The sequence below is a fragment of the Shewanella sp. FJAT-51649 genome (assembly GCF_019457435.1).
Classification (GTDB): domain Bacteria; phylum Pseudomonadota; class Gammaproteobacteria; order Enterobacterales; family Shewanellaceae; genus Shewanella; species Shewanella mangrovisoli.
On sequence record NZ_CP080411.1, the window covers coordinates 3325064 to 3339725 of the forward strand.

Annotated in this window: 9 protein-coding genes; 2 read left to right on the forward strand and 7 right to left on the reverse strand. The window is 49.0% G+C overall.

Features of this window, described 5'->3' with window-relative positions; translation table 11 throughout:
- Positions 1 to 104: 104 nt before the first annotated feature.
- Both K0H59_RS14710 and K0H59_RS14715 read right to left on the reverse strand, forming a co-directional pair.
- Positions 105 to 1616 (reverse strand): hypothetical protein, encoded by a 1512-nt coding sequence (locus K0H59_RS14710; RefSeq protein ID WP_220053544.1) that lies wholly within the window; start codon positions 1614 to 1616, stop codon positions 105 to 107.
- Positions 1617 to 1843: 227 nt separating this feature from the next.
- Positions 1844 to 3196 (reverse strand): MATE family efflux transporter, encoded by a 1353-nt coding sequence (locus K0H59_RS14715; protein WP_220053545.1) that lies wholly within the window; start codon positions 3194 to 3196, stop codon positions 1844 to 1846.
- A gap of 440 nt (positions 3197 to 3636) precedes the next feature.
- Here K0H59_RS14715 and K0H59_RS14720 point away from each other — a divergent pair, with 440 nt between their 5' ends.
- A complete protein-coding gene (locus K0H59_RS14720) occupies positions 3637 to 5181 on the forward strand; it encodes an MFS transporter (RefSeq protein ID WP_220053546.1) in 1545 nt (514 codons plus the stop codon).
- 138 nt (positions 5182 to 5319) lie between these two features.
- Here the strand turns inward: K0H59_RS14720 and K0H59_RS14725 are convergent, their stop codons facing one another.
- Positions 5320 to 5841, reverse strand: a complete 522-nt coding sequence (locus K0H59_RS14725; protein ID WP_220053547.1) for a DUF3087 domain-containing protein — start codon at positions 5839 to 5841, stop codon at positions 5320 to 5322.
- 337 nt (positions 5842 to 6178) lie between these two features.
- On the opposite strand from K0H59_RS14725, the gene K0H59_RS14730 reads away from it, so the two are divergent.
- On the forward strand, positions 6179 to 6955 hold the full coding sequence (locus K0H59_RS14730) for an ABC transporter substrate-binding protein (RefSeq protein WP_011717788.1): 777 nt from the start codon (positions 6179 to 6181) through the stop codon (positions 6953 to 6955).
- 37 nt (positions 6956 to 6992) lie between these two features.
- On the opposite strand, the gene K0H59_RS14735 is transcribed toward K0H59_RS14730, so the two are convergent.
- The 4 genes from K0H59_RS14735 to K0H59_RS14750 all read right to left on the reverse strand — a co-directional run bounded on the left by K0H59_RS14735 (position 6993) and on the right by K0H59_RS14750 (position 14626).
- Complete coding sequence (locus K0H59_RS14735; protein WP_220053548.1) at positions 6993 to 8090, reverse strand: GTP-binding protein; 1098 nt, start codon at positions 8088 to 8090, stop codon at positions 6993 to 6995.
- Positions 8091 to 8213: 123 nt separating this feature from the next.
- Positions 8214 to 9614 (reverse strand): DEAD/DEAH box helicase, encoded by a 1401-nt coding sequence (locus K0H59_RS14740; RefSeq protein WP_220053549.1) that lies wholly within the window; start codon positions 9612 to 9614, stop codon positions 8214 to 8216.
- Between the two features lie 229 nt (positions 9615 to 9843).
- A complete protein-coding gene (locus K0H59_RS14745) occupies positions 9844 to 12873 on the reverse strand; it encodes an EAL domain-containing protein (protein WP_220053550.1) in 3030 nt (1009 codons plus the stop codon).
- A gap of 109 nt (positions 12874 to 12982) precedes the next feature.
- Positions 12983 to 14626 (reverse strand): glycogen/starch synthase, encoded by a 1644-nt coding sequence (locus K0H59_RS14750; protein WP_220055613.1) that lies wholly within the window; start codon positions 14624 to 14626, stop codon positions 12983 to 12985.
- Between the last annotated feature and the right edge of the window lie 36 nt (positions 14627 to 14662).

Consider the following 14662-nt stretch of genomic DNA (forward strand, 5'->3'; position numbering starts at 1 on the left):
CCGAATATGCTTCTGACGTCCTGTTATATCCTTAATAACCCCAAAGAAAAATCGAAAAAGCCAAGTGACTGAGACCATTACGACCACTTGGCGATAAGCATCCGCTACATAAAGGCCTTAGTAAAGGCTTCCTTCGATTGGCGAATATAGTTGCGCGCACTTTGGGCATGTTGTTCCCATACCGCCCTATCGCTTGGGTCGGTGAAGGGATTTTGCTCGACGGCAATCGAGCGCTCGAAGCGATCGTAGAAGGTTAACATCGCCGAAGCAATTTGATTGAATCGCTCTTTAAACTCCTGAAACTCATCCATTTTTTCAGTAGTTTTAATCATGTATTGCACCAACTCAGCATTGCTATTTGCGGCTAATAAGGCGTCGGCCTTGGCGCTGATATTGGCATTCACATCGGCCATAATTTGCGCCCGCGTTTGCTCATCTTTGCTCATCACCTTACTGTAGTTTTCGGGTGTACGGGCAATGCTGGCATGCTGCAGGTAACTGCGCAGATGCTTATCTAAATCCTTACGGAAAGTATCTAAGTTCTTCTGCATATTGACTAAATCGTTATCGAGCGCCGTCACCTGTTGCAACTCTTTTTCGATTTCAGCCATAAAGCGTTCGGCCTGCTGATAAATCTTAAGACCGTTTTCCTCGGCAAACTTTTTATCACTGCGGCTTAAGTCGCTGTTGTCATAGTTTGAGCGGTCAAAAGTGGCCGCGAGGAAAGATTTAAAGGGCTCGGCAAATGCCGAATAAGCGCCCGCACTCACCACATTTAAGGTAGCCGTAGCTAAGTCACCAAAGGGTTTGACCATAGAGCCTAAACGCGCCTGTTGAATCGGCGATGCCACCCGCTTAGCATCGGTTAAGACTGACCTAAAGGTGTTATAACCCAATGGGTTAGACATTTTATTACGTTCAGAAGTCGCCAATACAAAGGTGATGCTCGAGTAAATCGCATTGGAATATTCGAGGTACTGTCTTTGGCTTTCGAGCTGGGCAGCGTAGTTTTTACCCAAAGTTCTAAAGGATTCGGCTTGAACCTCGTAGTTTTTGTCTTCTTTAAGCTTATCTAAAATGCCGCCAATGATTTTTTGCTCGTTCTTTTGCAGCGCGATATCGAGTCGAATTTTATCTAGGGTTAAGTCATCCAAACTGATGGGGCCATTGATGGCTTCGATATCGAGGCGAATATACTGGCGGCTCGGGTCGTCAATCGACACCCTGTGGGCCAAATATTCGGTAGTCGCAGGAGTAATATCGATTAGCGCCACATGCTGCCACTGGGCATCCAGTTTTAATACCGGCGATGTGAGTACATTGATCCGATATTGGGTTTGGATATTTTGGGTCTTAACCCAAAACTCCAACAGGCCCGCTTCGGAGACAGGGAATTTACTGACGATACTGCTATTGCCTTCGGCACATAACAATGCGCTCTCACCACTGTGGGGCTCCGCGCCCTCAAATTGGCAGCCCATGATCCAAGACCAAGGTTGGGATAAGCGGTTACCCTCAAAATCGCTAGCAAACACTAGCTCATTATCCTTGGCACTGGCATTAACACTGGTTAACACGCCAAACAACAGCATAGAGATGACTGCAGCGGTGCGCATAAGAGCCTCATAAAACATAAATAACAAACGACGAGCCTGAAAAGGCCCAGAATTCTATCCTATCCGCACGCTTTTACCGTCAGTCGGCCGCCGTATTTTAGTATAAAAAACACGCTAAAAACTGCGCTAAATTTAAGCTGGGATTAAACCAGCGAAATGTAACAGAGCGCATGCCGACACGCCAGTACTAAGTCGGTTTCGAAGGTAAAGATAATGCGTAAACAGCATCAGACTTTAGCGTTCACTTGAAGCCGCTCCATAGCAATACACATCCAAATCACCAGCATAGTGCTACAGGTCGCGAGCGACACCCACACGCCAATCACGCCAAAGGCCCAGGCAAAACAATAGATAATGGCGGCGATAAGCAGCAGTTTCGCCCCTGTGAGTATCGAGGCCTGTTTAGAACAATTAATCGCTTGGAAGAAACTGGCGCCCACAAGAATCAAGCCTTCCATCGGTAAGCCCCAGAAATACCAACGCATGCCTTCAATCGCGACCGGCGTTAAGCTTGGGTTGTCACCGGCAAACAGGTATACCAACCATTCGGGGCGGGAATAAATCAACACTAAGCCAAGTGCGGCGGTGAGTAAGGTCATGCCAAAGGCGATATTGCGTGCCTGCTTAACCCTGTCGAAGCGCCCTGCCCCCGCATTAAAGCTGTAAATCGGTTGAGTGCCGAGGGCAATGCCTTCAAAAATCAGATAGAAGAATGCTTCGGTGTAACTCACCACCCCGTATGCCGCCACATGCAGAGGGCCACCGACCCATAAAAAGGCGGTGTTATGCAGGGTCAATACAATCGATAAATACAGGTTCATTAAAAAGCTTGGCAAGCCAACACGGGCAATATTGAGGCAGTTATCGAGCTTTAGCTTCATCTGCTCAAGATTGATTTTGAGCTGAGTGCGCGCCCCAAAAAAATGCTGCAGGCAGAGTAAACCAGTCACGGCCTGGGACAACATGGTGGCAATCGCCGCCCCGGCCAAACCAAAGGGAAACACCACAATAAACAGCCAATCTAAAAAGGTGTTCAGCACACCACCTAAGATCAGCACAAAGGTCACCATGGAGGGGCGACCGTCATTACGCAGCAAGGTGGTAAATGCCATTGAAATAATAGGGAAATGACATAAGGCAAAATACCAGAACAGGTATTCGTTAGCGTTTTCGAGTATCTCCCCCTCGGCGCCGAGGGCAATTAAAATATCCCGAGAAAAGATCCCGCCGATTAAGGCAAAAAATGCCCCCGCCAGTAAACATAAACTAAAGGCATTGCCGAGCAACTTACGCGCCTTGGCGACATTACCTTGCCCTAAGTTAATCGAGACTAACGCCGCGCTGCCCATGCCTATCATGGCGCCGACAGCATAGAGTATCGCGCCCACGGGATAGGCCAGCATCATACCCGCTAATCCGGTTTCACCGAGATAATGGCCAACGAAGATACCATCAATGGTGACATACACCCCAGTCACCAACATGGAGGCGATCGTTGGAATGGTATAGCGCCAGAAAAGCTTAGCAATCGGCTCTTGCAGCAGGCGTTGGTCCGTTGCGCTATGGGAAATTGCAGTCATAACCTAATCTCACAAAAATAAAGGCAGGGCTCGCATTCACATTATTCTGACTGTATTCACACAGATAAGCTGTATTCGCACAGATAAAATAGTGGATGAACAAAAATGCGGCAGAAGATTGTACCTAAATTTTGCCTTAATACCAAAGGGATTGAATGAGGAGGATTTGTAACAAAAACTAATCAGCACAATACCTTACTGCTTGCACACATTTATTCCGTGATTGCAACAAGCGAGCATCACTTAATAACAGATGTGGCGAAACTCATCATTTTTCACTACTTTTTTGGTATTTAACCCTTAATTAGGTAAAGTGTAGGCTTAAATTGCCCGAAATCGGTTAATTACCTAGGCATTATTTGCCTAAACAATTGAGTTAACCATTTAATTAATAATGAATTAGTGGAATTAAATTCAATAACAATAATAAAGGGAAGGACATGAGTCACAATAGTCCAAATGCAGAGAATGATCTGCGCGAAGTCAAGCAGTTAGGCATGTGGGCCTCGATCACTAGCCTAAGTTATATTTTTTGGTTAGTGGGCGGCATGGAGCTGGTCGAGCGTATCGCCTATTACGGTGTCAAAGCCAGTGCGGGTTTATATGCCAAAGCCCCCGAGTCGGCGGGCGGTCTGGGGATCAGCCTCAGCGACTATGGCATCATTATCTCGCTCTGGGCCATCATGCAGACCTTTGTGCCCGTGTTTACTGGCGGGATTTCCGATAGGGTCGGCTACAAGGAAACCATTTTCGGCTCAACCGTGATTAAAATCATGGGCTATCTGACCATGGCGTTTTTCCCCACCTTTTGGGGCTTCTTATCGGGGGCATTGTTACTCGCCATCGGCACAGGGATATTTAAACCCGGCATTCAAGGCACCTTAGTACTCTCAACCAATCGTAATAACACCTCCATGGCCTGGGGGATATTTTACCAAGTGGTGAATATCGGTGGCTTCTTAGGCCCATTGGTTGCTGTGCATATGCGCCAGCTTTCTTGGGATAATGTGTTTTACGCCTGCGCCGCGATTATCTCGTTAAACTTCTTGTTCTTATTGACCTATACCGAGCCGGGTAAGGCCGAGCGCATCGCCCGTAATCAGCAAATTAAATCCGGCGAAATTAAACAAGAAGCGCTCTGGCGCGACGCTTGGCATGAACTGAAAAAACCTATCGTCATCTACTACATGTTAGTGTTTGCAGGCTTCTGGTTTTTGTATAACTCCCTGTTCGACGTACTGCCCATCCATATTTCGGAGTGGGTCGATACCAGCGTGATTGTGACCAGCCTGTTTGGCAGCGAAGGCACCAGCAACGGTATTTTACAATTCTGGCTCGGGTTAAATAACGAAGGTACTAAGGTGATGCCAGAAGGCATGCTGAACCTCAACGCCGGCCTGATTATGACCAGCTGCTTTTTAATTGCCGCCCTTACCGCCAAGTACCGCATCACCACGGCAATGCTAATTGGCTGCTTACTCAGTATCTTAGCCTTTGTGTTTATCGGCGCCTTCCATGCCGCTTGGTTTATTGTGCTTGCCATTGCCATGTTCTCCATCGGCGAGATGATGATTAGCCCGAAGAAAAACGAGTTTATGGGTAACATTGCCCCCGAAGGTAAAAAAGCCATGTACCTTGGTTTTGTGATGCTACCGCAAGGGATTGGTTGGGGCTTAGAAGGCTATTTCGGCCCAAAACTCTATGAGATTTTTGCCTCGAAAGAATTGTTCTCACGCGAGTTATTACTCGAGCGCGGCATGAGCTCAGCGGATGTGAACGCTATCCCGCAAGGGGAAGCCTTTACCACCTTAGTCAGCTTTACTGGCGAAAACGCCCATGATCTGACTCAGCTGCTCTACCACAGCCACAATATCGGCATGGCTTGGTATATTATTGCCGCGATCGGCACCATTTCGGCTGTGGGGATTTATATCTATGGTAAGTGGTTACTGACGCTGCAACGGGCGCAGCAAGCCGCACACTAATGGGCAGGGTCTTCTAGGGCGTAATAAGAGACGTAAGTTCTTACCCCAATAGGCTTATCTAAAAAGTAAGTTCGAAAAAAGTGAGTGTGTAGGCACTCACTTTTTTATTGGATGTGACAATGCTTGGCACAAATGCCACTAAAAACCCGCTAACAGCGCTACTTCAAATTGCTCGGCCGAGAGCGTTAACCCCAAGGCGTTGCACTGCTCTTGCAGTTGGTTTAACTCCTTATCAACGCTGGATAAGGTCAAAGTATTATCATCCAGCAGATAGACTTGGCGTAAACTGGTGAAGTAAAACAGCAATGTAATCAAGGCGTTTACATCATTAGTCGCCGCCGCGGCCCGAATTTTATTCAGCTTACGGTAAATTCGATTTTGCAGCTGCTTTAACTGCCAAACGTAATAAATCTCTCTAAAGAAGGGTTTACTCTTAAGCTGATACACTATGGCGCTACAGAGTAACACCGCCAAAATCACCCCGAGTAGATTCCAATGGAAATTCCCCGTCGGCTCACCGGGCACAGCCTCTACGCCAAAAAGCGCAATCAATCCCGCCCCAAAACTTATGGACAAAACAATCAGCCCCAGCACTAAGGCCACCATAAACAGGTTCATATTGCTGCGGTAAACCGTTTTATCTACTTGCTGTAATTTCATTGGCTCACTTCTTATCGAAAAATACCTATTGGCGGCGCAGCATAACTCAGTTTGCTTGAGCCTGCCTGAATATCAACATCCTAAACCCGTTATCAAACTTGGTAAGATACAAATTGAAACAGGTATAGCCAGATTAAAAAGCTCGTAAAATACTAATAAATTGATTCGCTTATCTTCCATTTAAATAAACACTCTTATTCTGTAATGTCGCTTTGCAAACTGCGAATAAGCATAAAAATCGGTGTACAATTTGCCAGTATTGAGGAAAAAGAACATTTACCTAATAACTACCTCGAAATTGAACTAAATTCCTATAGTAGTCATAAAGGAACCGTCAATGGCATTTAAAAGAGTGCTTATCGCTTACAGCCTTTTTATCCTCTCAAGCCTGTGCCCGCCCGCACAGGCAGAGGAGCTGCTTGCCGTCGGTACCTCGTTTAGCCAGATTTTTGAACAGAATGCCAAAGGTGAATACAGCGGTTTAGGGGTGGACATTCTGAATCGCTTTGCCGAACAGCAAAAAGTGACGATTCACTATCAACTTGCGCCTTGGCGCCGCGCCCAATCTATGGTCGAACGAGGGCAAGCGGATATTCTGATTGGCCCCTACATTTCCGAGGCTCGGCAGAAAGTTTTAGCCTTTTCCTCCCTCGCCTTTTACCGCGATGACATTGTCTTTTACGCCAGAACCCACAATCCCACACCTTGGGATGGTAACTACGCCAGTATCCGTGGATTAAGAATTGGTAAGATGCAGGGCTGGAATTACGGCTATCTGTTTAACGAGCGTACTAAGTCGCTCACCGTCAATGAATTTACCGATCTTAAGAGTGGTATAGAGCGCTTATCCCGTGGCGATCTCGACCTGCTCGCCAGCAATGTGCGTAACACTCAAGCCTTACTGGCACAAATCAAGATCCCACAGGCTATCGCGCCACTTTCACCCACGATTGATACTCAAGATGGCTTTATGGCATTTCCAAAATACGCACAATTTCAACCGCTTCTGGATAGTTTCGATCTGTTTTTGCAGGATATGGTGCAAAGCGGTGAATTAGCGAACCTCGCAAAGGCAAGAGGCGTGTCTATCCCAGATACTATGCTGACCGAGTAACACGACTCCCAACTTCAGATTAACTGGCTCACTTAGCCTAGTGCGCTAAGCAACCCAACAAGCCTTGCTCAATCTCATCCCAATTTAGCGCTTGGGTCGCGATCATTTCTAAGCGCGAATCTAGGCTATCGTCCAGCTCAGTCACCGCCATATCGCCATCACTCCAATTGATCCCGGCAATACCATCGCTGGTGATCATCACCGCTTTTAACCGCAAAAGTGCAGGATGACCTTGAGTCTGCGCCGAGATAAACTGCATGAGTTTATCAAAATCAAACTCTTGCATTGGCTCAACGACCCAGCCGCAACTAAAACAACCTTCGCCCTGATTGTGTTTACGCACTAGGCCGCGCGCATCGAATTGAAATGTTTGCTCGCTCGCCTCCTCGGCAAAAACGCCCTGTAATCCTAAATTGTCGCGGCTATTACGCAAAAGACTTGAAGCTGCTACCACTGGTGTAAAAGCTGCGGATTTTCCCATCGATGCCTTTTGACGACGTGGCTGTTTAAGGCTGTCTATCAAGGCTGTGGATAATCCCTGTGACGTATTATGTTCAATCACGCGAGTATCACTCAGCTGTAACTCATTCAGATATTGGCTTAAGTCGTCCACCAAGTGTCCGCCCTCTACCGCTTCAAACTCGGGGTACAAGTCGGTTTTCGTGGTGACTATCACATCGGCGACGTGCAACTGCTGGATAAAATTGTCGTGCCCACGGTAGCGTTCATCCCGTAATTTGCGGGCATCGATAAGGCATAGTGTGCTCTGCAAGCTGATAACATTGTGATAATGGGGCGCACTGAGCACTTTGATAATCTCATTGGGATGCCCAAGCCCCGTTGGCTCAATCAGTAATCTGTCGGGCTTAGCACGGGCGATCAGTTGATTAATGGCCACTTGAGTCGGCACACCTGCGGCGCAGCACATGCAGCCACCCGCCACCTCACGAATTTGCACGCCGCTGTCGCTGGCATCCATCAACCCAGCATCAATCCCGACTTCACCAAACTCATTCACTAATACCGCCCAAGTTTCGCCTTCGGGTTTGGTTTTAAGGAGCTGTTTAATCAGGCTAGTTTTACCGACGCCTAAAAAACCTGTGATGATATTGGTGGGAATGGCTTTGACTATCATGGACGACACTCTCATGGCAACGAACAGAATTGAGGGCACTCGAGTGTAGGGATTATCCCGTAAAAGCTCAACAAAAAGCGCGCCAATGGCGCGCTGATAAATGGATAAGTAGAAGCTGAGGGATTATTTACCCTTTTGAGTATTCGGCTTATTTTTAGCGTATTTACCTTCACGGGCTGGCGATTTACGCGCCCGCGCTTGGCTTTCGCTCGATTGACCAAATCCGGCGTTGCCGCCAAAGCCGCCCTTGCCCCGCGCGCCGCTGCCTTTCGAGCCATGACCTTTAGTGCCATTACCGCCCGCGCCCTTAGCCCCCGTATTGCGACTGCTCTTGTAATTCCACTTAGCAGTCTTAGTGGTGGCCGTCGGCGCCTCACGGTAACGGGCAGGCAACGGTGTGCCTTCCTCGTAACCGGGCTGTACCGTCACTGGCAGGGTTTGGCCAATCAAGGCCTCAATCTCAGCCAGCATCTCATCATCGGCTGGAGACACAAATGATATCGCGCGCCCCGAGAGTCCCGCACGGCCGGTGCGGCCAATTCGGTGAACATAGTCTTCCGCAAGGAATGGCAATTCGAGGTTAATCACTAAGGGCAGCGCTTGAATATCTAAGCCGCGCGCCGCCACATCGGTCGCCACCAGCACCCGCAGTTTGCCCGCTTTAAAATCATCGAGCACGCGATTACGCGCGCCTTGGGTTTTATCGCCGTGGAACACGCCTGCGCTGATCCCATCGAGGGTGAGTTCCTGTAATAGATGTTCGGCGCATTCCTTGGTGCTGGCAAATACCAGCACCTGACGCCAATTGTTGCGCCCGACAAGCTCAGACAATAATTCGGCCTTGCGGCGTTTATCGACTCGATAAACTAGCTGCTCAACCGTGGATGCCGTGGTATTTTCGGCCACATTCACCCACTCGGGTTGATTGAGCATCTTATGGGAAAGCTGCTTTACAGCATCACTGTAGGTGGCTGAAAACAACATAGTTTGATGCTCAGTGGCGATAAGGCGTTTTACCTTTTCAATGTCGCGCACAAAGCCTAAATCGAGCATGCGGTCCGCTTCGTCGATCACTAAGGTGGTCACACTCGAGAGATCTAAATGGAACTGGCCAATAATGTCGAATAGTCGCCCTGGTGTTGCCACTAAAATATCCACCCCCTGCTCCACCCCTTTACGCTGCGGATTCATGTTCGCGCCGCCATAAACGGCTAAGGTTTTCAGGGGTAAAAACTGACTGTATTTCTGAATGTTAGCGCAAACTTGAATCGCCAGTTCCCGGGTAGGTGTCATCACTAGCGCACGCAGCAGAGGCTTATCATTTGGCTGCTTTGACAGTTGCTCAAGTACGGGTAAGGCAAAGGATGCGGTTTTACCCGTGCCCGTTTGGGCGCAGGCCATAATGTCTTTTCCTTCGAGCGCGAGGGGGATCACCTGCTGCTGCACTTGCGTGAGCTGCTGATAGCCACACTCAGCTATCGCATTCAAAATAGGGGAAGATAAGCCGAGTGTGTCAAATTTCATAAAAGCTCTTTTTGTTAGTGCGAAGTGTGAATGCAAAACCGCTGAGTACAGCTTGGTTCCATAAAGTGCGGCGTTGTTAGCGGCTTTATCAACCGCTACACGAATCAACTGCTATTCGAATCAGCCGCCATATAGCCCTTTACGGGGCCGCGGAGTCTAGCAAAATTTGCGGCGCATTTATAGGCAAAAGATAACCATAAGTGCAGGAGAATAGTTACACAGCTATCAACTAAGCCTCTTTAACCAAATACTTGCTCGCAAACTCTGTGGCACTCACGGGTTTAGAGAATAAATAGCCCTGACCATAGTCACAACCCGCAGTCAGCAACACTTGGCGCTGCGCCTCGGTTTCGACCCCTTCGGCGATGACTTTCATTCCCAGCTTATGGGCCATAACGATAATGGCTTCGCACAGGGTTTGGTCGCTTTCATCGGTGTCGATATTGCGGGTAAAGGATTGATCGATTTTTAAATAATCGATATCGAACTTCTTCAAATACGCCAAGGACGAATAACCTGTGCCAAAGTCGTCTAGGGAAACTTGTACGCCCGCATCCCGATAGGCCAAGAGTTTTTCGGTGACGCCCATACTGGCATCAAGGAGTAACCCTTCGGTAATTTCGACGCATACGCCCGTGCCGGTGACATCTAATTTCTGCAGTAATTCCAGCCAATTGTGCAGCAGTGTACCCTCATCGCGAAACTGGATGGGTGACTTGTTAACGCTGATCTGGATATCGACTCCAAAGGTTTTACGCCACAGGGCACTTTGCCGCGCCGCCTGCTCAAAGACCCAGTTGCCAATCTCGACAATCAGCCCAGTATCTTCAGCAACCGGAATAAATTCCGCAGGGGAAACATAACCCCGCTCCGGATGAAACCAACGTAATAGCGCTTCTGCCTTAAGCACCTCGCCCGTGGTCATGGTCACTATGGGTTGATAGTGCAGTTCAAATTCTTTGCTCACCACTGCCTGGCGTAAATCTTGGATTAAGCGCATCCGATACTTAGCGTATTCCTGCATCGAAGGAGTGAAATAGTTGAAACGATTGCGGCCCTGATCTTTCGCCGCATACATGGCCTGATCCGCATGTTTGAGCAGACCTTCGATACTAGTCGCATCATCGGGATACAGAGTGATGCCAATACTGGCGCTGATATAGGCGGTTTCCTCCCCCAGCACATAGGGCTCGGCAATGCGCCTTAAGATATGTTCGGCAACCCGCTCTATCCCCTTGTGATCCACCATTGAACTGAGCACCACAGTAAACTCATCCCCGCCGAGGCGCGCCACCACATCGGCATCCCGCACGCAGGATTTTAAGCGACTGGCGGTTTCAATCAGCAATAGATCCCCCATCGCATGGCCTAGGGTGTCGTTCACTTCTTTAAAATAATCCAGATCGAGGAACATCAAGGCAAAATGATTGCGATTGCGGTCGGCACTCTTGATCTCGGCGCCTAAATATTCGAGCAACATGCGCCGATTCGGCAAGCCCGTTAGCGTGTCGTAGTTGGCCTGTTTCCAGATCAAATGCTCGCTCTGCTTTTTATCCGTAATATCAGAAAACAGCGCCACACGCCGGTAAGGTTGGCCATCTTTATCTTTGATGGTGTTGATGGTGAGCCAAATGACGTACTCTTCATTGTTCTTACGTCGCTGGCGCATCTCCCCCTGCCACTCGCCCTTCTCGCGAATTTCATTATTCATCTCAGTATAAAAGCCGTGACCGTTGAGATCGCAATAAAGTAGGCGAATATGCTGACCACGAATTTCTGACTCGCTATAACCCGTGATCGCGGTAAATGCGGCATTGACTGTGATGATCACCCCCGTTTCATCGAGCACACTCATGGCCTCGGAGCTGTTGTCATAGACCAGCGCCGACAGCTTTAGGGATTCTTCAATAAGCTTGGCCTCGGTGATATCGGTATAGGTACCGCACATTCTTAAGGCGTTGTTGTTGGCATCGCGGCTCACCACTTTGCCCGTATCTAAAATCCAGCGGATATCGCGGTTAAGGGTTTTTAAGCGATATTCCATCTTATGTTGCGGCGTTTCTCCGCGAATATGGGCTTCAATCGAGTGCAGCACCTTGGGCCTGTCCTCGGCGACAATCGAGTCCATCCATTGGCGACTATTGGCGTTGAGCATATCAATATCGCAACCTAAAATATCGGCACTGCGGGCGTTACGCTCGATATGGTCATTACGGATATCCCAGTCCCAAACGCCCAGATCGCTACTGCTTAACACCAGCTCGAGTTGCTCACGACTGGCGAGCACTTCCCTATCGGCCAGAGTCTGGGCGGTGACATCCAAATAACCCGCAATCACCAATAACACTTGATGATTCGCGCGCTTACAGGCGACCGTCATATGGGTATATACAATCGAGTTATCTTTGGCGATAAAACGTTTATCCATTTCATAGTTATCGATTTTACCCGCCAGCATCAGCTCAAACTTGACTATGTCCGCCTCGACATCATCGGGATGGGTGAGCTGTTTCCAGGTCATATGCAGCAGCTCATCTTCTGAGTATTTCAGCATCTGGCACAACCTGGGATTCACCTTGATCCACTTTTGATCGACGCCGGTAATGGCAATCCCGATGTTGCCGACGTTAAATTGGCTGCGGAATAGAAAATCATCCTGCAAACGGATCTGCTCGTCACGCTCGAGCTCAAAACGGCGGGACAGCAAACGACTCAGTAGCCAAGTCGCGAGGGGATAAATGGTTAGCACAGGCAACATGATTTTTTGCAGCACGGGAATGGCAACCTTGTCCGGCAGCAAAAAGAACCACAATAACATGACGATATGCACGACGAAGGCAAAGCTGAAGATTTCTCTGCCAGAGATATTGGCAAGGTAAGATTTACGTTGCTGGCGCCATATCACCCCAATCAAGCCTGAGGAAATAATCACCCCTAAGCCAACCCACATGGCGGCGCCGCCAATGCTGATCCGATAAATGGCTGTCATCACAACGGCGATGGCGGTGGGCAAACCGCCAAAAAACAGACCGGTGACACATAGGAGCACAGAGCGGGTATCGAAGATAATGCCGGGTTCGTACATCCATGGGGTACTCATAATAGTGACGCCAATGCCACCTATGAGTAATCCGATCCCCAGCCGCCACAGCAAAAAATACTGCCGCTGATGCTTTTTAGGAATCGCATCGTACAAAAACACCAAGGCGAGCAATAACGCCGCATTTTGTACTAAGGGTAAGAAAATGCTTTTATCCATGGATGTGGAAGCAACTCCAAAAATGAGGGAACGGATTATCTTACGAAAACTCTCCCTCACAAGTGTAGCAGAATTGCTTACAAATCATGGTCTAATTACAAGGGGTAACTCACAAAATGTTGTAGAGTTGTTTATTGTATTCGAGGGCTATGCTACGCCAATCAAAGCGCCGCGCTTTGGCATTACGCTTGAATTGCATCCAATCACCAGCGCCAAATGTCTCCAATGCGTCGGCAAGCTTTGCTAGTAACGCCTCACCCTGCGCCTTGATATCCTCGCCATAGAACACAAAGCCATCGACATTGTCCTCGACCGTATCCCGCAATCCGCCCACACCATGCACTAGGCAAGGCTGACCGCTACGCATGGCGAGCATTTGGCTAATACCACAAGGTTCGAAGGAGCTTGGCATCAGGAATAAATCACCCAGTTGATAAAGACACTGTGAGAGCTCCTCATGGTATCCCTGCAGAAACACAAAATGGGCATACTTAGCCGCAAGAGTTTGAAAAAACTGCCCTATCTCAGGGTCGCCACTGCCCAGTAACACAAACAGAGCCTTAGGCTGCGTTTGCGGCAACTGTTGCAGCTGTTGCAGCTGTTGCAGCTGTTGCAGCTGTTGCAGCTGTTGCAGCTGTTGCAGCAATGTCTCTAATACCGATAAGCCAGAAGGTAAAATATGCCGCAGGATCAACACTTTTTGATCGGTCAGCCGACCAACCGAGGTCAACAGAAAGTCCGGATACTCCCCCACAGAGGCTTGGCGCCACAGGGCTTGCAGCCGCGTAAAGGCAATCATATCGACGCCACTCACCCGAGTTCGCCCACCCAGCCACTGCACTAAGGCCGACTCGATGCAACTCAGTAACGCCTTAAACTCAGTTAATCCCATACGTTCGAGGGAGCTTTGCGCTAAAGCCTCTGGGTATTCGCAACCGTTTAAAATGCCAAGCACTCGCCCCTGCTCAGCTTTGCGTTGTAAATCCGCCTCCAAGCCTTCACCACCGAAGAAACCCAACTCGGGGCGGGAGGGAAACAACACTTCCTTGGCGTAGGTCGGTGAGACGAGATGCACCTTATCCGCCAGCGTTATCCCCATCCGCATCGGATTGATGCAATGGGGATAGCGGGGATCGATAATCTGGGCGCGTTGGCCCTCATCTAACTGGGCGAATAATTGAGGAAACCAAGCCGCAAAGCTTGAGGTATCATGGCTCAGCGGCCTTATCCCCTGCAGCGCAAGATTATGAATCGAAAACACACATTCTATGCTTTGCAATGCTTGATACTCGGGCGCCAGCGCCCGCAGCATGGCTAAACATCCAGTGTGCCAGTCGTGCAAATGTAAAAGCTGAGGCATAGGCACAAGCCCCGCCACTAAGGCTTTGGCTACGCTTGCACACAACAGCGCAAACTTAGTCGCATCATCGGCAAAGGGGCGGTCACTCGTGCCTTGGCTATAAATCTGCCCGGGACTGGATTGCCACAGCCCATGCTCCAGCAAATAAATATTGGCGCCCTGCACCTTGGGGTGCGTCAGCCAATACAACTTAATCGGCTCCTGTCGCCCGGCAAAACTCACCTCAAACTCATGGATAAGTTTGGCCCCAAGGCCCGTTAAAAATCCGTAGCTTGGCATAATTACATCGGCTTGGATCTCAACACCCGCAAGCGCGTGGGGCAAGTCACGGATCACATCCGCCATACCGCCCACTTTCGCCCCTTTCAGCGCCCCATTTTCCGCCGCGACCATTAATATGCGTTTCACCTAACTTCATACTCCAACAGG